Raw genomic sequence first — 19,003 nt, 5'->3', positions numbered from 1 at the left:
GTTCAAGACGCTGGGTCGTCTCGGCGGCCAGGTCAGCCAGTACCGCTGTCGCCGGCGCTGGCTGGGTTGACGTACTACTTCGATTAGGTCTGAACAGCCAGATCGACTGGAAGAGCTGGTGTTAGAGGAACGGAAGTGATGTCACCACAACTTGGGCTCAGTCAGGCCCGATATTATAAATCGGGTTGAACACGAATGCCGAGCTCGGCATCGACTGTTCGGCACGTTTTATTCCGTTTGAGCCAATAGATACTCTACTTGAACGTATGATACTCAGCAGAGAAATCAGGTTTGCTGGGCGAATGATACCCATGTTTGGAAAGTGTCTGGCGCGTTCGGTTATATTGTTGTTCCGTTAGATTTTGTCTATACTCGGTCGAATTTCCGATATTGTGTACCCCTTCACAAATGATCTGGGATTCAACTCGGTCATGATTAATGACCTCCACACTCCCAGGAACTGTTTCTGGGACGGTGACGTGTAGGTATCCCATAGGGTCGCCATCTGGAGAGCTTGTAGTCAGCACTTCAGTCAATGTGGTTGCATCAGAAGTTTGCTGGTCAGCTACATTTAGCATATCAACGCATCCTGCTATTGCAAGTAAACCAACCAGAACAAGAATTAGATTTTGTCTCACAGAAGTCAATAGCTAGGAATAAGTGTTATTCTTTTACATTATAATCCAGCCCTATGCAGCCTGTTTTGAATCTTCCAAATTAATAAGAATAACTTTCACCCCAAGAATGAGATCGTAGACGTGCGAGAGCAAATTTTTGAGTATCTCATGTTCACACGGTTCGGCTATCACATTGGAGCACTCTGAACACCGTTGCTGGCGATTAGCCCCCAAGCCGGTGCATGTGATGACAAGCAGTCGGTCACGGCTGGTGATGGTGGTTCGACATTGCCTAAGTTGACCACTACTGGCAGCTTATGTCCCGATATCGAGGACTTGGCAGCTGAAACCAATCTAAACTACTCCGATGACCGCGACAACGGATTCGGAACCGATTCATGGACATAGCTGTGGGACTTATCGGTGAGACGCATTCGAGTCAAACACTTGTATTCCCACGTCGACTCGAACAGGACTTCTGCCGCATCATCAATCCAGGTCGCCGGAATACCATCATAACGCAGATTCTCAAGGGTTTCACCGACAACGGCAGAGACGATCTCCCAGCAGCGTGACTCCGAGATGGTGCCTTGCCGGACAAGGAAACGGATGACTTCCGCGAGGTGGTTCTGAAAGAGCGCATAGGTCAGTTTGTCGTAGGCCGGTCTCATCTCATCCGAGACTGTTACTGATCCCGGGTATAGGCTGATGCTGTGAGACGCCGCAGCGAGACGATCCCGACAGATTCGGAGGCCACCATAATCACGGATAAACACTTCATCGGGGAAGCCATCATCGAAGACGATAATACAGTTCTGGAGGTGGGCTTCCAATCCGATACCATAGGCCACCAGCAATCGAAGCGCATCTGGAACGATCGTTTCAGCATATCTTCGAAGGAAGGACGCCGTCATGTCAGGCCCGCCGTCTGGAGCTAGGACATCGATTAGCGGCCGGTCTTCAAGCGGACCACGGGACAGCAGCGCTGCTCCCGTCACCGGAAGTTTCCCGTCATCCACATACTTGAGAGGATTGTGACGCACCAGCGCCGAGAGGTGTTTGGCCCGGTCGTGGCTCTGGCCATCAGTATGTGGACCGCCGGGGTCGTGGAAGCACGCCCCGGCGGTTTCGGGCAGTCCACGGAGCGATTTGAACTGACCATCATCTAACACCCTATCGAGAACGTCAGTGATCCGTGGACCGTTGTGAACTGTCTGTGGCGTAATTGTCCGAATGGAAGATGTCGTCTGGATACCCAGTGAGAGCTTCAGATGGGGAGGTGTAGAGCGTTTGGTTCCCTGTGGAACGAGCGTCCGAAGTGAGACGGTCGCCGCTGCAGGCAGAGCGCAATCTGGGATAGCAACTATCACACCACGGTCGAGCTCGCGACCGTACCGTTCCGGGAGTTCGTGGCGGTATTGCCAGGGGTGGACCGGGAGAACTGTCATCGATTCGGGGTCGTGCCCAGCATCTGTTACCGCGTCAGCGACAGCATCACGAAGACCTGAGACTAACTCGTAGAGCCGTTCTGAAAGCGTGAGGCCGCCCTCGGTAGTTACACCGCTTGAGTATTCGTTTGTGACTGCTACGAACCGGATCTCAGGAACACCATCGTATTCTGAAGCGTACGAAACGACTTCCGACGAGCAAAATCCTTGTCGAAGTTTTGCCCCCGGATGGAGTGGATGGCCCTCGGTTATCAAGCGTTCCGAGCGCAAAATGGGATCAGTTGCTGCACGCAAGAACGCAGTATCAGAGTCCCAATCAGCGTCAGAGGCCTGCTGGCGGATCGACAATTCGCGTTGGTTTCGTTGTGTGTACGACAATGCGAGGTTCGCCGCGCTGTCGGCGAACTCCTCGGTCAGTCGCTCAACGTCATCATGGGTTGCGCCATTGAGTCGGCCCGCCGTCCACAATGTCTGCAGCACGGTCTTGGGCCGCATGAGCCGGCGTGTTGTGTCCACGTCACATCGAACCACGTCACCCACTGGATCGGGCCGGCGGTACGCCCGCATCGCCTCAATAGGTACTGCGAGGGTTGTGTCTATCGACGGGAGCGGCAGTACAAGTGCGCGCTCGGCGGTGGGTGGGAGTGGTCGGAGTCGGTCGGCAACCGTTGGGGCCGACAAACCGGGTGGGACGACAGTTGACTGGTCAGGCTCGGACAAAGGGAACGTCGTTGCCTCTTCTGCCAAACCACCTATGTTCTCACGAACCACCCCGGCGAGTAGGCGGTGTAGTATCGCCCGCCGCGCGGGTCGGATCGCCGCACTGTAGCTGTCGAACAGACATCTCCCATCACCCTGTGCAAGTAGCGGAACGGCATTCGCGAGACGACGTTCAGCTTCGGATAGATTAAGGCGTCTGCCGTCGGCAGGATCGAATACCGACATTCTCACTCCCCCCACATCCCTGAACGACCACGGGCTGCAAGGGGGTTAGAGACGGTTGTTCGGCTGTAGTCGTGGACAGCGTCTCGGAGTCGCATCGCCGTCAGCGCCTTGTGGACCATCCGATCATCAAACAGCGACGAGCGGTCGGTAGACACACGCCCATCCGGCACTGTATCACTGCTTGCAATCGCGTCGAACGTCTCTTCACAGCGCCGCCTGACTACGTCCCAACAATCTGTGGCCGTAATTGGTTCAGTCACAGTGAGCCGTCCGATCAGTTCACCGAGATGGTTCTGGAACAGCGCGTACCAGAGCTTCTCACGAGCCGTGCCTGCGTCGGTGGTGATCACATCGGATTCAGGATACGGTGATAGGTCAGCTCCGCCGAAACGACCTTCGTGGATACGAATGCCGCCGAAGTCACCGACGAGTGCACCCGTCGGCTGACCCTCATCAAACACTACGTACGTATTCTGGAGGTGGGCCTCAAGCGCGATTCCGTGGTCAACGAGGAGCGAGAGAGGACCGGGAATGACCGCATCGAGATACGCCGCAAGGAACGACTCAACGACAGTTGATCGATCAGTGGCCGACAGACCCTCCGCGAAAACGTCGATCGTGGCACTAAGTACTGACTGATACCCAGAGGGAGACCGTGACAGGAGACTTGCCGCCGTCACCGTATGCTGGCTCTCCTTGACAATAGGATGAGTTGCGGGATGCTGACGAGCGAGCGCTGAAAGGTGGCGAGCATCGTCGTAGTCCGATCCCTCGAGATGAGGCCCGTCTGGCGGATGATAGCAGGTCGCGGCCGGCTCAGCCAGTACGCCAAATCCCTCGACAGACAGGGAGTCACATATTGTAGCCAATCTCCCGCTCAACTGTGGTCCGTTCGTCACAGCATGCGGCGACAGGGTTCGGACTGCGTTGGTCATCTGGACACCGATGGCGAGCTTGAGATGTGACGGCCGGTCGGTTGTTGTCGCCTCTGGCGACGGAACGACTGTCCGGAGAGATAGCAACGGGGTTGCGGGGACCGTATACGATGGAACTGGGACGACAGTCCCCACCGCCCGCTCTTCGGTGTAACGCTCAGGCAAGACGTGCCGGAACTGCCACGGGTGGATGGGCACGACGGCGTATTCTGTGACAGATCGCCCTGACGGGAGGGCCGTCTCAACGGCGCTCCGAAGCCCGGGGAAAGTCGCATAGAGACGATCAGTCAGCGACTGTCCATTGCAGTACTGCTCCAAGGCACGGTCACAGTGGATCGCTGCGAACCGCAATGGAATCGAGTCAGCGAATTCCGGAGCAAACGAAAACGTCTCGATCGGTGACATCCCGTGCCTGATCTTCGCTCCAGGATGGAGGGGGTGTCCCCCAGTAACTAATCCGTCAAATGATGCGGAGGCGTCCGTCTTCTGTAAATCACTCGACTCGGTCGGTGTTGGTGCTGTCGACCGATCTGACCACTGGACCCGCCGAGCCAGCTGCGCAAGCGCAAGGTTCGCCACGCTTTCCCCGAGCTCCTTCCGGAACCGTTCGGGCGCGCTGGGGTCATCGAATACCTGTTCGCATTCAAGAAAGCCCACGAGTGATTCCGGTGACCCGATTGGCTCCGTCGCCTCTATTTGACAGTTTATAGCCGGTGAGACGAACTCGTATCGCTCAAACGCCCGAATCTCAGCGACTGGTACTGCGATAACAGCCTCCGAGGCAGGAAATGGGAGGAGAAGAGTACTATCTGCGCTTTCGATATCGGGAAGTCGGGCTTTAAGAGAGTCACTATCGAGTGATGCGAGTGGATCGTTGCTGTTATCCGGTAACTCCAGATCTGTCGTGTCGACGACGTGCGGGTCCGGAAGTGGATCTGGGCGGTCGCGAGCGAGTCCCCCAACCAATCGGGCAAGTACTCCCCACCGTGCAGCGGTGACCGCACGTCGATATGCCTCATCCGGTGGCGAGGCTAAATCGTGGCGGCGTGCGTATCGGAATGCGCTCGCGAGCCCCGTTCGCTCGTGGTCGGTCAATTCTCCGTGTCCCACCGGAGGCTGCTCCTCGACTGCTCCACCGCTCAACAATCGTGTCATCAGCGCAGACTTCTAGGCCAACCTAAAATAAGCGTTTCTATTTTTAGGTATACCTAATATAATAACAATCAGTAGATAAGAGGTTAGGTATGCCGCTACTCACCCGTCGACCTAGCCCTGCGTTTGCGGCGCTGTCAGCAACATCAGTTATTCGTGCTTATGGATACGCGCTAACAGCAACCTATCTGTCGTTCTACGCGGCAGCATTCGATGCGACTGGATTCTGGATCGGGATGTTCACTACGGTTTTCGCGCTCTCACAAACCGCGACAACAGTAGCACTGGGGGCGTGGGTGAGCGGCGACGAAATAAAACGCCTGCTTGTAGGGGCCGCATGTGCGAGTGTGGCAACTTACCTCGGGTTCGTATTTGTTACCGATGAACTGACGTTGATCGCGGCACGGGTTGCTCAAGGCGCTACGATCAGCGTGCTGTTCGTGCTTGGGACTGCTGCGGTCTCAGGCCGGGCCGTAGCAGATGACCGTGGCCGACAGGTAGGTGTGTTCAACCAAGTCGGTGCACTCGCCGGTGGCCTCGGTACTGCAAGTGCGGGGGCGATTTACAAGATGGCAGGGTTTGCCCCCGGCTATCTTCTACTCGCTGGGGTGAGTCTGGTCAGCGCCTGGGCGTTGACTAGAACCGACCTCGGCGTCGATGACTTCGATCCCGCTGGAGGCCCCGCTGCCTACCGACGACTCATTGGCCACCCTGCGATACACGGAATCGCTGCTTTTCGCGTTGGTTTCGGCTTCGCCAAGACTGCCGTCAGAGTATATCTCCCTATTTACGCCTACCTTGCAGTGTCGGTATCACCGTTGTCGGTCGGTATCGTTCTCACCGCTCCCCGGGTAGCACGGACTATCTGCCAAGGATATGCCGGCGCACTGGCCGACCGGGTCGGCCGGCGACCACTACTCGGTGCCGCTGCGCTCAGTTATGCCACCGCCGCATTAGTCATTCCGTTCGCCCAGTCAGTCACAGCCCTCACTGCCTGTGCATTTCTGTTCGGACTCGCCGATGCCTGTCGGGTGCCTGCAAGCGTCGCCTTATTCACCGAGGCGGGGACGGCCTCTCGGGCTGTTACCTCCCTGTCGCTACGGAGTCTCCTCTGGAAGCCCGGCTCCGTTCTAGCACCAATCATGGCAGGGACCCTCCACGATATTGTCTCGGTGAATGCCGTCTTCTATGCGACCGCTGCCGTGGTTGTCGGGACTGCCGTTGTTGCGGCCTCGCTTGATGCCAGCCATGCACCGAAGGAGGCCATCTCTGGTGCAGGTTGATGTTAATCAGACGTACATTCCAATAGGTTTTTATACTTTTAGGCTAGCCTAAAGCACGATGCGGAGACGAACCTATATTACGAGTGGTATCGTTTCAGCGACCGGACTGTTGGCAGGCTGTAGCAATGGAAGCGGTGAAAGTGAGTCAGTAACCGAAAGTAGCAGCTCTTACACTGTTTCGATGGAGCCAATGGGACCCGTGACCTTCGAGGAGCCACCCGAAGATTGGGTGGCACTGCTACCGAGTTACGCCGACATGGGGATGGCCCTCGACGCGGGCCAGACACTTGGAATACAGTTGCCGTACCGGTATGCCACCGAGTATTACGAGGAGCTCCCCGGTGTCGAGTACGATCCAGATGCGGTGACGACTCTCTATCAGGACGGCGTCGATAAAGAGTTGTTCTACGAGATGGATGCCGACGTTCACTTCATGGAACCAAACCAACTTCTCAACTGGTACGACTGGGACGACCGAGACATCCAAGAGGTCAAAGAGAACATCGGGCCCTTCTTCGGGAACTTCATCCGGCGGCGTAGCGACGACTGGCACGACTACCCGTATTACTCACTGTACGAGGCCTTCGAGAAGATTGCACAGGTCTTCGGCCGCGAGCAGCGCTACCAGCAGTTTGCGTCGTTCCACGAGGAGTTCCTGACGGACCTTCGGGAACAACTGCCCGAAACGACACCGGAGGCCGCACTACTCTACCCCGCAGACGAAACGCCGGAGACGTTCTACCCCTACCAGCTGTACGACGGTGGTGTCGGAAAGAAACACTGGCGCGATCTGCGGCTCCGGGACGCTTTCGAAGGGACCGACGTAGGACACTACTCCGGCAACACGAGTCTCAAAGTAGATTTCGAGACGCTGCTGGATATCGATCCGGATGTCCTGCTGGTCCGTGGGCAGGTCGAAAAGGATCAAGCGACGTTCGAGGAGTCCATCGTAGAGCCGATGCGGAACAACCCTGTCGCCAGCGAACTGACCGCCGTCCAGAACGACGCGGTCTACCGCGGCGGATATCTCGATCAGGGACCGATCATCAACCTCTTCCAGACCGAAGCCGCGGCCCAGCGGATCTACTCTGACGTGTTCTCCGATGAGACGCTGTTCGACCGGCAAAGGGTCGCGGATATCATCAATGGCGATGGCTAACTGACTGAAAGGGCCGTCCGATATGGAACCGACCATCGACGGCTTCGTTCATGTCCGATACTACTGAGATGGGAGCGTACGGGCAACGGTTTAGCTGGGCCACCGTCTCAACTCCGTAACCCCGCCGCCGCCATTCTGTTCTAGAATATAGTAATAGAAATAAAGTAAGTTGCCAAATTTTGATGTTTGATCAGAAAGTCCCTCAGAACAAATTTGAGTATGAGGAAGAGTACAAGTTTCTGATCACAAAGAGCCTGCTCGCCGTAACAGCGAGTACGGTCCCCTGGACTAGAGTATCTGCTCAGGAAATAAGGCCGTTGCCGTCACGAACGCGACGAGGGCATATAATCGTAGATATGAGGGTTGAGATATAACATCGCCGCCTATAGTATTGTTTCTTACTTCGATATCAGTGTATTCGTATGATTGCAACTGGATCTCATAGAAATAGACAGAAATGGCTCCGACCCCAGCAATTAATGCGGGATCACCGTAGAGAAGACGCTACCGGCGAACGGCTGGGCGGGGTGGCCGACGGCGATTGTCCCAAGACCGACGAGTTCGAACGCGAAGAGGATAGATTGCCCTGCTCGGCACACGCAGGGTGTAGATCAAATCACTGGTTGCCGATATAAGATACGTCCGAGCGTCCTAGACCTGTTTACGCTTCTCACTTCAAGAATCATTATACCGCTCATTGAGTAACAACCACTAAGTGGTTGTCATTCTAATTTACCAATGCGGCAACTCGATACGCCGCTGACCGCGAGAGCGGTTCTGAACGACGGGAGTCGTACAGCTCGTGTCCTTTGGTAGTACGGTTCTCGTCCGCTCTTTCCTTTCATCGCGGATAATCAACTCTGGTGGACGACAGCCAGGTCACAGTCGAGGTCACGGAGCGACTCGTGTGTCGGCTCTGAGAGCAAGCGCGAAAACGTACTCCGATCGGTGCTCGCTCCGAGTACGACAAGGTCATAATTAGTAGCGTTGCGTTCGAGAAAGTGCTCAACAGAGTCGTGCGCGACCCGCGTTTCGACGGGCCTGTCGAATGGCTGTTCAAGGTTTTCGAGCATTATCTCGGCATTTCTTCGACTAGCACGTTTTTCGATACAAGTACAGACACTAACCGTTCCATGCTTCGGACAGAGTCGCTGGGTGAACTCGAGCATCGCGTTCGCAACCGGACCTGCAGCCCGTACCATAACGAGAACGTGATGCCACTCAGTCATCCCGGTAGCCGATCGGAATGCGATTACATCGGTCTCGTCCGAAGAGGTCGAGACGGAACTGTCGAGAGACATGAGCCTCTTCGATATCACGTATCGGTGTGGGCGCGATGATCGGTGCAGGCGTGTTCGCCCTGACGGGCTTTGCCGCCGGATTGGCCGGCCCGGCGCTAACCATCGCTTTTTCCTCAACGGATTTTTCGCGCTGTTTACTGTCGATCGGCTGATGGAGACAGCCTTCGACGTTGCAGCCGACCGCAATGCCGAAATAGAAGTAATGAGCGTCGTCACAGTCCCACAGCAGACACCCCTCTCGGAGGGCCGTCAGTTCGTCTCGGAGGAACGTGCCGTACTTGATTCGGCGCTGGAGTTCGCAGAGAATGAGCGGCCCGATGTCCCGGTCAGCGAGACCATTCGAATCGGACACGAAGTCGCCCCGGCGATCCTGAACACCGTTGAGCAAAACGACGTCGACGTCGTCTTGATGGGATGGCGCGGCCAGGGCCGCCGGCGGGATGTCGCCTTGGGGAGCAACGTCGACCAAGTGGTTACCCAGGCGGGCTGTGACGTGCTTGTCCAGCGAATCGGAGACCAGCCAGCCGTTGAGGACATATTGGTCCCCACCGCAGGTGGGCCCATGCGGAATTCGCCGCTGAGGTGGCCCGAGCAGTAGCACGGGTTAACGATGCCCGGGTGGAGATACTGACCGTGGCCGACTCCGGAGAGCCGGCCGAGGCCAGCGAGGGACTGCTCGAAATGACGGCCTCGATTCTGAACGACGTTGAGACGACCCGGAGGCGTATCGAGAGCGATGACGTCGCCGGCTCCATCGTCGAGGCGACTGCCGACGTTGACATGACCGTCATCGGCGCATCGCGTGAGAGTATGCTCCAGCAATTAGTCGTCGGGGCCATTCCCGAAACCGTCGGGCGGCGCGCACAGAGTACGGTTATCATGGCAAAACGCGACCTCGGTATCACATCGTTCGTGACGCGGTGGCTCCGCGGGTATCGCCGGTAGCGAGTCGGGATATCTTTTTCCGTAGATTTATGCAGATGTGTACACGACGGTAGAACTGAGATGGACAGACGGCAGTTCGTCCAGACAGCCGGAGGTACAGCGACCGCTCTGAGCACGCTTAGCGTGTCTGGAACCGTAGCCGCGCAGGAGGATGGCGGCGGTGAGAGTGGTGGGAGTGAAGCAACCACAGTGCCGGACTACGGCGGGTGGTTTAGTGACGTCGGAAACTTCAGTGACCCAACGGGCACCGTCGACGCAACAGGACAGGAGTCGGCAACAGTCGAAGTCGGTGTGCAGGCAAACGGCGGCGCATTCGGCTTCGGCCCGCCCGCGATCCACGTCGACACGGGCACGACAGTCCAGTTCGAGTGGACCGGCGAGGGTGGCGGCCACAACGTCGTCTCGGACGGCGACGGCCCACTTGACTCAGGGTCACCAACGGGGAGTGCTGGAGTCAACTACGAACACACGTTCGAGGAGGCTGGTCTCTACAAGTACTACTGTGACCCGCACAAGGGCCTCGGGATGAAGGGCGCTGTGGTCGTGGGCGAAGAATATCCGACAACAACTATTGGTGGTGGTGGGCCCGTCGAAGTAGACCCCCACCAGGCGGGAGTGCCGTTACAGCCACACTTCATTGGTTTCGGTGCAGGTTTCGCCGTGATCCTCCCGATGATATTCGCCTTCTTCCAGCTCAAGTACGCCGAATCACCGCATACCAGCGGCAGTAACGACTGATTTATTCGTCACCAACACACGGGCGCATGAACGTCCAGTGAAAGTGTGTCTCGCCGTTCGGCCGTTTCTCGCGTGTCACCGTATATACGTATGGCCCGTAGGGACAGTCTGGACAGCCATCATCGCACGGCTCCCGTTTTAGAACGGTGAACCGCTTGTCTTCCTTTTATTTCGACGATCTCTTCACCTGGTACTGGCTCTATTTGCTCGGTCGGCTCATGGTGGGACTGTGATAGCTCCCGGAAGAGGAAAATATTAACAGGGGCTTAGTGGTTGTTTTCCGAGCATCGGTGGTTTCATTCGGATTCCAAGACGCGCAGCGAACGACCACTCGCTTCGCAAGATCACCCGAACAGCTGGCGCATCATCGGATGCATCTCCATGAGTTGCTCTTCAGCGATCTCCTCGTACAACTTATACGTAATCGAGACAGTGAGCAGCAAGCTTGTTCCCCCAACACCGCCGATGGTGCCAAGCATGTTCGCCATGACCGCCAGCAGACCGACAAGCGCGCCTCCCAGAACCGTGACTTGTGGGATATATCGCTCCAGAACCTTCTCAATGACGCCGACGTTCTGGCGGAAGCCAGGTATCTGCATCCCGGAACTATGAATCTGTTGTGCCGTCGGCTCAGGCCCCATATCGGCAGTCTCAACCCAAAAGACGGCGAAGATGGCACCACCGGCGATCATAAACGTGAGGTCAATGCCCATCCGGAGCAGTACTTTCCAGACAGGTTGGGTAGCCCCGCCGAGGAACCACATCCAGTCACGCGGAGAGTGGATCGGTGCAAGAAAATAAAACAGTCCCCCGACAGGACGCCCGTTCGCGTAGACACCGAGCCACGCTGGCAGACTCTGCAGTTGCGCCCGCAAAATACGGCCCAGGAACTGAATGTTCGCCTGTATGGCGCGGACGAATATCATCGGGAGGACGCTCGCGTAAATGAGTTTCACCGGGAATCTACCTCGTGCACCCTTTACTCTCGCGTTCGAGAGTGGGATCTCTACCCGCACGGATTCGGCGTAGACGACGATAGCGAAGATGAGGAGTGTCGTAAAGAGTTGGAGTAAATGACCCTGTGTGAACAGGAGTGCCTGAAGGCCGTCGGAACTGAATACGGGGCCAATAGGAACGTCGCCGGTTGCCATCCGTATCCAGGTCAGGATAATACCGTACTGTTGACCGCCGATAACCGGATGTGTAAGCAACCCGCCGACGAGTCGCTGACTGATGCCAGCGACGATAAACAGGCCGATACCGGAGCCGACCCCCCACTTGGAGATCACTTCGTCCATGAGGAGAATGAGCAATCCACCGACGAACATCTGTGCGAAGATGAGCCACTGGACACCGGCGGTTCCAATACCTAGCGACTGGGCCACCTGGGTGTCAACAGGCAGGAAATTCCCTGCAAACACCATCGGCAAGCCGGTCAGACAGATCATCACCAGCACCAGCAGCTTCTGAAGGCCCTGATAGAGTATCTGGTCGCGTGGGTCGTTCTGTGTATCGAGTCCAAGGAGATTGGCTCCACCCAGCAGCTGTAAGACGATACTCGCCGTGACGATGGGTCCGATGCCGAGCTGTAGCACTGATCCCTGGCCGGACGCAAGTATCGAGCTAAAGCGACCGAACACGGCCTGATCACGGGTGATATCAAGCCCGAACAGCATCACGTTCGTCAGGAAAAAATAGAGGACCAGCACGCCTGCCGTCCACGCCAGTTTCCGTTTGAACGGGATGTGTCGGTCCGGCTTGCGGACGGCTGGCATCCGGACCAGCACGGGTTCTGCAGTGTCTTTCCAGCTCATCGCTGTCCTCCAGCGCACGGCCAAGTGACGATACCATACTGACAGCTGTACCGACAACGAATCATATGCGTCATGCTTGTGAGACCCCCACGCCAGAACAGGTCACAGACAGCTCTACCGCTGCCACTCTACGTAGCACTGCCGATGATACTGCTGACGCGGTGGTTGTCGCTATCTCTTGTGTGGCCTTTCAAATGTTTACTGGTTCGGGAACGTCCGGGTTCGCCGCCGCGTCCACCGTTTCGAGACGGTGGCGCCGGCCTGCCCGATCAAACGCCGCGATAGATGCATCGTCCCAGGGTGGCACAGCGACAAAGACGACTTCGTGCAGGTCATCGCGTTTGGTCACCTCCAGCCCGGAGCGTGGGTGTGAGATGAACCGACCCTGCGTCCGCTGTGGTGGGGTCGACAGGTCAATGCCGAATACGGAACTGACCGAGTTCGGCGCTTCGGGTAGGTAGACGTCTGAAAAGACCGGGGCCTGGTCAGGGGCGTCGATACCGGCTTCGAGTTCTCCCGCCGGCGTGACCGCGAGGCCGAACGACACCGTGTCCGGCTCCGCTTCCGCGGCAAGCGAAAGAAGCATCTCCTGCAATGGCTCGGTCATGTACACTGTCTGGCAATCGAGTGTTGGCGGGGTATCACAGCCCGCCGGTATGAGGACTGACTCCCCGAGGAGTGCGACACCGCCGGTAAGCACCCCGATGACCTCCAGATTCCTATCAGCATACAGTCCCCACCCTGAGACACCGATCGCCGGGTGAGTGTCGGCCAGTGCCCCCAGCGCTCCCAGTACGAGGAAATAGACGCCGATGCTGAAGACGACTAGCGATACCGGTGACTTGAGACGCGAGCGTGACGACGGCATTCACTCGACATCCTGTCGCCGTGTCGCTAATCAGTTTCGTCTTTACTCTTTCGGGGGCCAAGTAACAATCACTAAGGACCTGTCAGTCTGACGGCGAGGCGGACGGTCGAATATCGAGGGTCTTCTGGATGAGCTGCCGCGATACCATCGAACAGAGAAAGTACCAGACAATCCATGTTTTCATGGGTCCGAACAACGGCTCTTGCCAGCCGACGGCACCGGCGAGTGGTACGATCAACCCGGCTTCGGTCCCACTGAGATGCCCGCCACGGACTTTCCACCGGAGCCAAAGGAACACTGGAATGGTCAAGAGCATGATCCACACCATCGGCCGGAACTGTAGTTTGAACATCCCGAGCTGGTCGCCAGCGGCTTCCAGTTGTTCCTCCTGTAGTTCCTCGAGGGCTTCATCGTCCCCGCGCTCTTTTGCCGCCTCCTTGCGTTCTTTCAATTCGTTCATCCACTCCTGATACGCCTGTATCGTCTCGGTGTCTCTCAGCCGTGACTGCAGTACGGTCGAATACAGTCCGGTGACGAGTGCGAGCAATATGATGACGGCGAAAAACGGGAGCGCATCCGTGATCGGGGCAAGAAGGAGATCATCGTACGATGCGATGGTATTCCTGATACCGGTGCTCCAGTACCCTGCAAAGAGTGAGAGGGCCGCCAGCCCTGCTGTCTTGTCATACCAGGCCCACGATTCGGCCTCGATTCCGTCCGTGTCCGTCGTTGTGTCCAGCGGTTCGTCCGGTTGCAGTGCCTCCCGCACCCGCTCTGGATTCGCCAAGGTAAATCCAGTGCCGTCACTGACAAGCACCTCCTCCCGTACGAGCCGCCCCCACTCCTCACTGGACAGCGACTCACTCACGTCGTTCCACTGGAGCGGTTCGTTTCCGTCGTCACTGTGCTCGACCACCGTAGCGAGAGCGTCACGCATCGCTGGTTCTTCTATAACCGATGGTATCGGTTTGTCTGGCATTCCAACAGGTAATTCTAAAACTGAACCGTTATCAATTCTTCTGTCCCGCCGGTTTCCTACTACCGTCGTCCCGAAGCGAATAGCTTAGGTCCGAAGACAGCACACGTTCAGCTATGCCCCCAGCAGTTCTAGCGGAGAGTATCAGCAAACGGTACGACGACACGGTCGCACTCGACGACGTGTCGATTAATGTCGACGGTGGGGAGATATTCGCACTAGTTGGCCCAAATGGGGCTGGAAAGACGACCCTCGTCGAAGCCCTTACTGGAACAGCAACACCCGATTCGGGCTCGGTTAGCATCTTCGGCGAGTCACCGACCAGTGTCGAGGACGGTCGTCTCGGATTGTTGCCCCAGTCGTTTACACCGCCGGAACGGCTGACAGCACGTGAACTAGTAACGTACTATCAGGGACTCTACGACGACCCCCAGCGCGTCGACGACGTACTCACTGCTGTCGGCATGGAAACAGCCGATGAGACGTGGTACAGGAACCTATCAGGAGGGCAGCAGCGGCGTGTCTGCGTCGGCATTGCTCTCGTCAACGACCCTGACCTCCTCTTTCTCGACGAGCCAACGACGGGAATCGATCCGGCTGGCCGCCAGTCGCTCTGGTCACTCATCGACGACTTGGCGGCCGGGGGGACGACGATATTTCTCACGACCCACTACATGAAAGAAGCCCAGCACCTCGCAGATCGAGTCGCCTTGCTCGATGACGGCACACTCGTCGAAGTCGGCCCGCCGACCGACCTTATCGAATCCTACGGCGGCGGTACGCATCTCCTCGTCGAGACAGAAACGTCTCCAGAGCAACTGGCGGGGCTTGACGCAGAGGTCGAGTCGACGGAAGACGGCATACGAATTCTAGATGTTGCGACAGCTGATATCGGGCGGGTCGTCGGACAGCTGGACGCGCAGGGAGTTACGTATGAGACGCTCACATGGACCGACCCCTCCCTCGAAGATGTCTACCTGAGTCTCACCGATGAGCGTATCCACGAAGACGGACCCTCGCGAGAGCCTGTTACCGCTGGGGGTCGGTCTCAATGAGTCGGACGAGCCGTGTCACTGCCGAGGCCGGAGCGGCGTGGCGAACGTTCCTTCGTCGGCGGACGGCCGTGTTTTTCACCTTTGGATTCCCGCTCATCCTTGTCGGGATCTTCGGCATCGTCGTTCAGGCGAACCCGGCGGGCGGCGGTCTGTTCGGACACCCAACCAGCTTCTACGTGCCGGGCTATCTGGCGGTTATCGTCCTCTTTACGCCGCTGTCCAGAATCGGGAGTTCACTCGCCCGATATCGGGACGGGAACCGGTTTCAGAAACTGTCGACCACGCCTGCGAGCCCGAGCGAGTGGTTGGCGGCACATACCCTCGTCAATATCGCTATCATCGTTCTCGCGAGTTCCGTCGTGCTGGGGGTGCTGGAACTGCTCGTGGGCGAGACTATCCGACTCTCGCCGTTGCTCCTTCCGTTTATCAGCCTCGCAGTCGTGGTCTTTTGCGGGCTCGGAGCCATACTGGGACGGATCACTGGCTCACAGGACGGCGTTGTCGCTGCCAGTAATGCCGTGGCGCTGCCGCTCGTGTTCCTCTCTGAGACGTTCGTTATGCCGGAGCGGCTTCCGACGTGGTTCCGCCCGGTGATCGGTCTGTCACCGCTCACGTACTTCTCTCGCGGGGTCAGAAACGTCACGTACCTCAACCAGCCGGCCTGGCTCGACCAGCTGGTACTGGCGATGTTCGCTGCGCTGGTTTTCGCCCTCGGTGCCTACGCTGTGCCACAAGAGTGACGGGGCGAACAGTGCCCTCACTCTTGACAGGCCAGCCCTAACAATGGCTTAGTGGTTGTTACTATCGAGTGCTCTCGGGTTTACTCCGGCAACTCCGCTATACTCAAATGTCGATATCGAGCACTTCCTCGGACTGGCAGTCCGGACACGTGAGCCGATACCGTATGTGGCCCGACTGGTGGTCCGTTTCGACGTGAGTCTGCCAATCGCTGTGAAGGACTGTATCTTGGAAACTACAGTTACTGCACGCCTGTTCCTTGTGTAATAAGCTCCGGGTGAATGCATGGACCCCACGCTCGTGGGCCTCGGTAAACTCGCTCATCACAGCAACAGGTAGCGTAATCGGGAACATAAGTCTGGCGAGAAAGCGTTACAAGTTACCACGGGACAAACCGCTGTTGACCCGGTTAGCGTTACGCTTTGGTGTCGGCCCGATGAGAGACGACATCCCAATCGGATGGGGAGAGTTCGTTTGCGTCAAACCCACCATGTTCAGGATACGCTGTCAAGACAAGATAGTCAACACGATCCGCGGTGTACTCGACGAAGGTAGCGATGTTATCACTTGCGAGGCTTCCCAGCCCGTCAAGGAGCAACACCGGCACACGCTCACCCACGTCGTATGCCTCGTGACCGGCGAGAGCAACGACGAAACCGAGTAGCTCCCGCTCACCCTCGCTAAGGGCATCGAGTGTCGTCTCGCGCCCATCACGAGCGACGACAAGGTCGAACGTACTGGTCAGGCGAGCCATCTCGAAACCAGTATCGAAACGTTCGAACAGCTCCGCTAGCGCCGTCGAAAACGACTCGCGGAGGTCCTGCTTGATCTCATCTTTACGGTTCCGAAGCGAAGCGATCTCGGCCGTGAGATCGTCGTACTCCGCGCTGAGCATCTCACGCTGCTCGGCACGGGACTCGGCGTCGGCCAGTTCCGCTCGAACATTTTCGAGTTCGGCTTCTGTATATTTGATCTCACTCTCGATATCGGTGAGCCGTTCCGATTCTGTCTCGACGGACTCTGTCACCTCATCGACGCGGGCCTCCAGATCAACCAGTCGGTCGCGGGCCGAAGAGAGTTCCTCGTTTTTTTCGTCGAGAGACGTTTCTAGCTCGGCGATTCGGTCCGTCAAGTCCGCTTCCTGCCGGCGGGCGGTTTTGACCTCATCTCGGCGGGCGTCAAGCTCTTCGACTCGTGTCCGGTACTCTGATTCCTCCCGACGTAGCTCGGTAATTTGCTCGTCCAATGCGTCGAGCTTGTCAGCCATTTCGTCGCTCGTCGTCTCCGTCCCACAGAGCCAACACTCGGCTGTGTCCCCAAGCACATCCCGAGAGACGTCAGTCAGCAACTCAGTTCGATCCGAATCGAGTACCCGCTTGTTAGCCTCGAAAACCCCCTGTAACAGCTCCCGGTCCCGTTCGAGTGATCGAAGACGCTCGCGGACCTGCTCTAACTCCGTCTCTATATCGCTCTCCTCCGGGACAGTCAGCTCAGAGAGTTCAGTGCGATTCTCGGCGAGCCGGCTTTCCACTCGCTCGACAGTCTGTTCGAGTCGGTCGACACGTCGCTGCACGCGTTCTCGCTCTGCACGGAGGTCGCTGAGTTCTGCTCTGGCCTCGGTGTCGTCGCCGTCGGCGTCAAGCGCCTCCCGTTCGCTGCGTAGTTCCTCAAGCTCAGCCTCAAGATTGGTCTCTCGCTCCTGCAGTTTGGGGAGCCGCTCTGCCGCATCGTTAGCCCGTTCGAGTTCGCGTTCCACCTGGTCTCGTTCGGACCGCAGTTCGGCCAGTTGGCTGTCGATGTCCTCGAAATCGAGCGGCCTCGTAAGCAATGGCTCAAGTGGTTCGCCATCTCGGACTGCCTTTCGCACAGCGTTGTTCTCGTCAAGAAACGCGAACAGATCGGCACAGATTCGGTCGTACTCGGACGAAAGGTACGGGGTACCGCGTCGACTGACCGCCACGCCGTCCCGTTCGAGTCGAACTTCGAACGCCTCGCCGTCCGCGTTGAGTTCGACTCGGCCCTGGTCGGCACCTTCAGTGAGCGGCGTCTCAGTCCCGAACACTGCCTGGACACCCTGTAGAAAGCTCGATTTCCCCTGCCAGTTACTCGCCCGGACGGCGTTCACTCCAGGTACAATTGCCTCGTTTGCGCTACGAATCCCGGCGATATTCTCGACTGTGAGTTCCCATGTCATGTTCAGAAGGCCGGGAGCAGGAGTGTCTCCAAGAGGGATGGTTCTTCGAGTATTAGACACTGAACCGCTTCGACCGCGCCGTAGGGTGTAATCACCGACGAGAGAGTGTTCTTCCAGCTATCCACGGCGGTCTCTTTCTCGCCCTCATCTGAGACGTGCTGTTCACAGACATAGCCACGCTCGACTGCCTCGTCGAACGGGACCCGAACAGAACAATCCGAACAGCCGAGTTTTACCTGGACATCCACTTCGGCGGACTCAGCGTCTGCGAGTCGCTCCTTCGATGCCAGCGAAGAGAGAACCGACTGTGCCTTTTCCTCGGTCTGCTGTCGGGCGACCTCGACGGTGTTTGACTCCCAGTCGGTCTTCGCCTCGTTAGTGTTTTTGTCCGCTTCGAGACACCCCTTGAGATGATGGCGCATCGTGCTCCAAGAGATGAGTTCGCTCTCGATGCGCTCGATGTCGAGTCCATCAGCAGCAAGCGCGGCTGCCAGCTCGTCGTACGCTACGTCGTCATCACCGGTGATGAGTTCGTACTCACGGTCCAGATGGACATCGAGTGTTTCCCGATCTACTTCGGCGTATAGCTCTTTGAGAACCCGTTTGTTGAACCACTCCGTAAGCGATTTGTACCCGTCCGCTGATCGTCCGTCACGGCCGGTCCAGCGAGCCACGAGATACTCGTCGAGAGAGTGGTCCCCTGACCCAGGGGCGGTGAGGTCATACCGGTCAGCCAGTGTCTCGACCTTGCATCCCATACTGTTTCTACCCGAATCAAAGGGATGCCGACTATTAAACGTGCGTACTATCATTTGGCTCGCGTTCAAATGAGTTG

Annotated in this window: 16 protein-coding genes; 7 read left to right on the top strand and 9 right to left on the bottom strand. The window is 57.4% G+C overall.

Annotated features, from left to right (window positions below):
* Nucleotides 1-976: 976 nt before the first annotated feature.
* Nucleotides 977-2,812 carry an IucA/IucC family protein gene (locus C443_RS20490; protein ID WP_204366049.1) on the bottom strand — a complete coding sequence of 612 codons (1,836 nt, stop codon included), beginning with the start codon at nt 2,810-2,812 and terminating at the stop codon, nt 977-979.
* 200 nt (nt 2,813-3,012) lie between these two features.
* Entirely contained in the window at nt 3,013-5,100 is a 2,088-nt protein-coding gene (locus C443_RS20485; RefSeq protein ID WP_049944179.1) for an IucA/IucC family protein, read from the bottom strand.
* A gap of 89 nt (nt 5,101-5,189) precedes the next feature.
* Between C443_RS20485 and C443_RS20480 the strand changes: the two genes are divergently transcribed.
* Both C443_RS20480 and C443_RS20475 read left to right on the top strand, forming a co-directional pair.
* Nucleotides 5,190-6,380 (top strand): MFS transporter, encoded by a 1,191-nt coding sequence (locus tag C443_RS20480; protein ID WP_049944178.1) that lies wholly within the window; start codon nt 5,190-5,192, stop codon nt 6,378-6,380.
* A gap of 58 nt (nt 6,381-6,438) precedes the next feature.
* Nucleotides 6,439-7,539 (top strand): ABC transporter substrate-binding protein, encoded by a 1,101-nt coding sequence (locus C443_RS20475; RefSeq protein WP_049944177.1) that lies wholly within the window; start codon nt 6,439-6,441, stop codon nt 7,537-7,539.
* Nucleotides 7,540-8,393: 854 nt separating this feature from the next.
* On the opposite strand, the gene C443_RS20465 is transcribed toward C443_RS20475, so the two are convergent.
* Complete coding sequence (locus tag C443_RS20465) at nt 8,394-8,612, bottom strand: hypothetical protein (RefSeq protein ID WP_005538852.1); 219 nt, start codon at nt 8,610-8,612, stop codon at nt 8,394-8,396.
* A 379-nt stretch (nt 8,613-8,991) separates the two neighbouring features.
* On the opposite strand from C443_RS20465, the gene C443_RS22305 reads away from it, so the two are divergent.
* From C443_RS22305 to C443_RS20450, 3 genes are read left to right on the top strand one after another with little or no spacing between them, the layout of a single operon-like run.
* On the top strand, nt 8,992-9,438 hold the full coding sequence (locus C443_RS22305) for a universal stress protein (RefSeq protein ID WP_049944175.1): 447 nt from the start codon (nt 8,992-8,994) through the stop codon (nt 9,436-9,438).
* A 35-nt stretch (nt 9,439-9,473) separates the two neighbouring features.
* On the top strand, nt 9,474-9,785 hold the full coding sequence (locus C443_RS22300; RefSeq protein ID WP_229727328.1) for a universal stress protein: 312 nt from the start codon (nt 9,474-9,476) through the stop codon (nt 9,783-9,785).
* Nucleotides 9,786-9,845: 60 nt separating this feature from the next.
* Nucleotides 9,846-10,523: a halocyanin domain-containing protein gene (locus C443_RS20450; protein WP_005538849.1), complete on the top strand. Its 678-nt coding sequence runs from the start codon at nt 9,846-9,848 to the stop codon at nt 10,521-10,523.
* 344 nt (nt 10,524-10,867) lie between these two features.
* Here the strand turns inward: C443_RS20450 and secY are convergent, their stop codons facing one another.
* The 3 genes from secY to C443_RS20435 form a co-directional block, all read right to left on the bottom strand.
* Nucleotides 10,868-12,337 (bottom strand): preprotein translocase subunit SecY, encoded by a 1,470-nt coding sequence (gene secY, locus C443_RS20445; protein WP_005538848.1) that lies wholly within the window; start codon nt 12,335-12,337, stop codon nt 10,868-10,870.
* A gap of 190 nt (nt 12,338-12,527) precedes the next feature.
* Complete coding sequence (locus tag C443_RS22445; RefSeq protein ID WP_005538847.1) at nt 12,528-13,205, bottom strand: hypothetical protein; 678 nt, start codon at nt 13,203-13,205, stop codon at nt 12,528-12,530.
* 82 nt (nt 13,206-13,287) lie between these two features.
* Nucleotides 13,288-14,184: an EMC3/TMCO1 family protein gene (locus tag C443_RS20435; RefSeq protein ID WP_049944173.1), complete on the bottom strand. Its 897-nt coding sequence runs from the start codon at nt 14,182-14,184 to the stop codon at nt 13,288-13,290.
* Nucleotides 14,185-14,297: 113 nt separating this feature from the next.
* Between C443_RS20435 and C443_RS20430 the strand changes: the two genes are divergently transcribed.
* Nucleotides 14,298-15,236, top strand: a complete 939-nt coding sequence (locus tag C443_RS20430) for an ABC transporter ATP-binding protein (protein ID WP_005538845.1) — start codon at nt 14,298-14,300, stop codon at nt 15,234-15,236.
* Nucleotides 15,233-15,976, top strand: a complete 744-nt coding sequence (locus C443_RS20425; protein WP_005538844.1) for an ABC transporter permease — start codon at nt 15,233-15,235, stop codon at nt 15,974-15,976. Before C443_RS20430 ends, C443_RS20425 begins: the two co-directional genes overlap by 4 nt.
* A 103-nt stretch (nt 15,977-16,079) precedes the next feature.
* On the opposite strand, the gene C443_RS20420 is transcribed toward C443_RS20425, so the two are convergent.
* The 3 genes from C443_RS20420 to rdfA form a co-directional block, all read right to left on the bottom strand.
* Nucleotides 16,080-16,298, bottom strand: coding sequence for a hypothetical protein (locus tag C443_RS20420; RefSeq protein WP_049944187.1), 219 nt, complete (start codon nt 16,296-16,298; stop codon nt 16,080-16,082).
* A gap of 91 nt (nt 16,299-16,389) precedes the next feature.
* Nucleotides 16,390-18,168 carry an archaea-specific SMC-related protein gene (locus C443_RS20415; RefSeq protein ID WP_005538842.1) on the bottom strand — a complete coding sequence of 593 codons (1,779 nt, stop codon included), beginning with the start codon at nt 18,166-18,168 and terminating at the stop codon, nt 16,390-16,392.
* Nucleotides 18,169-18,170: 2 nt separating this feature from the next.
* Entirely contained in the window at nt 18,171-18,926 is a 756-nt protein-coding gene (rdfA, locus tag C443_RS20410; protein WP_005538840.1) for a rod-determining factor RdfA, read from the bottom strand.
* Nucleotides 18,927-19,003 lie beyond the last annotated feature (77 nt).

The sequence above is a fragment of the Haloarcula argentinensis DSM 12282 genome, assembly GCA_000336895.1.
GTDB lineage: Archaea > Halobacteriota > Halobacteria > Halobacteriales > Haloarculaceae > Haloarcula > Haloarcula argentinensis.
This window is presented reverse-complemented; position numbering and strand designations above follow the sequence as displayed.

Coding starts and splice junctions, on each gene's coding strand:
- C443_RS22445 (WP_005538847.1), bottom strand. CDS start 13,205: ATGCCGTCGTCACGCTCGCGTCTCAAGTCACCGGTATCGCTAGTCGTC.
- C443_RS20420 (WP_049944187.1), bottom strand. CDS start 16,298: ATGAGCGAGTTTACCGAGGCCCACGAGCGTGGGGTCCATGCATTCACC.
- rdfA (WP_005538840.1), bottom strand. CDS start 18,926: ATGGGATGCAAGGTCGAGACACTGGCTGACCGGTATGACCTCACCGCC.
- C443_RS20485 (WP_049944179.1), bottom strand. CDS start 5,100: ATGACACGATTGTTGAGCGGTGGAGCAGTCGAGGAGCAGCCTCCGGTG.
- C443_RS20465 (WP_005538852.1), bottom strand. CDS start 8,612: ATGCTCGAAAACCTTGAACAGCCATTCGACAGGCCCGTCGAAACGCGG.
- C443_RS20450 (WP_005538849.1), top strand. CDS start 9,846: ATGGACAGACGGCAGTTCGTCCAGACAGCCGGAGGTACAGCGACCGCT.
- C443_RS20425 (WP_005538844.1), top strand. CDS start 15,233: ATGAGTCGGACGAGCCGTGTCACTGCCGAGGCCGGAGCGGCGTGGCGA.
- C443_RS20480 (WP_049944178.1), top strand. CDS start 5,190: ATGCCGCTACTCACCCGTCGACCTAGCCCTGCGTTTGCGGCGCTGTCA.
- secY (WP_005538848.1), bottom strand. CDS start 12,337: ATGAGCTGGAAAGACACTGCAGAACCCGTGCTGGTCCGGATGCCAGCC.
- C443_RS20415 (WP_005538842.1), bottom strand. CDS start 18,168: ATGACATGGGAACTCACAGTCGAGAATATCGCCGGGATTCGTAGCGCA.
- C443_RS20430 (WP_005538845.1), top strand. CDS start 14,298: ATGCCCCCAGCAGTTCTAGCGGAGAGTATCAGCAAACGGTACGACGAC.
- C443_RS20435 (WP_049944173.1), bottom strand. CDS start 14,184: ATGCCAGACAAACCGATACCATCGGTTATAGAAGAACCAGCGATGCGT.
- C443_RS22305 (WP_049944175.1), top strand. CDS start 8,992: ATGGAGACAGCCTTCGACGTTGCAGCCGACCGCAATGCCGAAATAGAA.
- C443_RS20475 (WP_049944177.1), top strand. CDS start 6,439: ATGCGGAGACGAACCTATATTACGAGTGGTATCGTTTCAGCGACCGGA.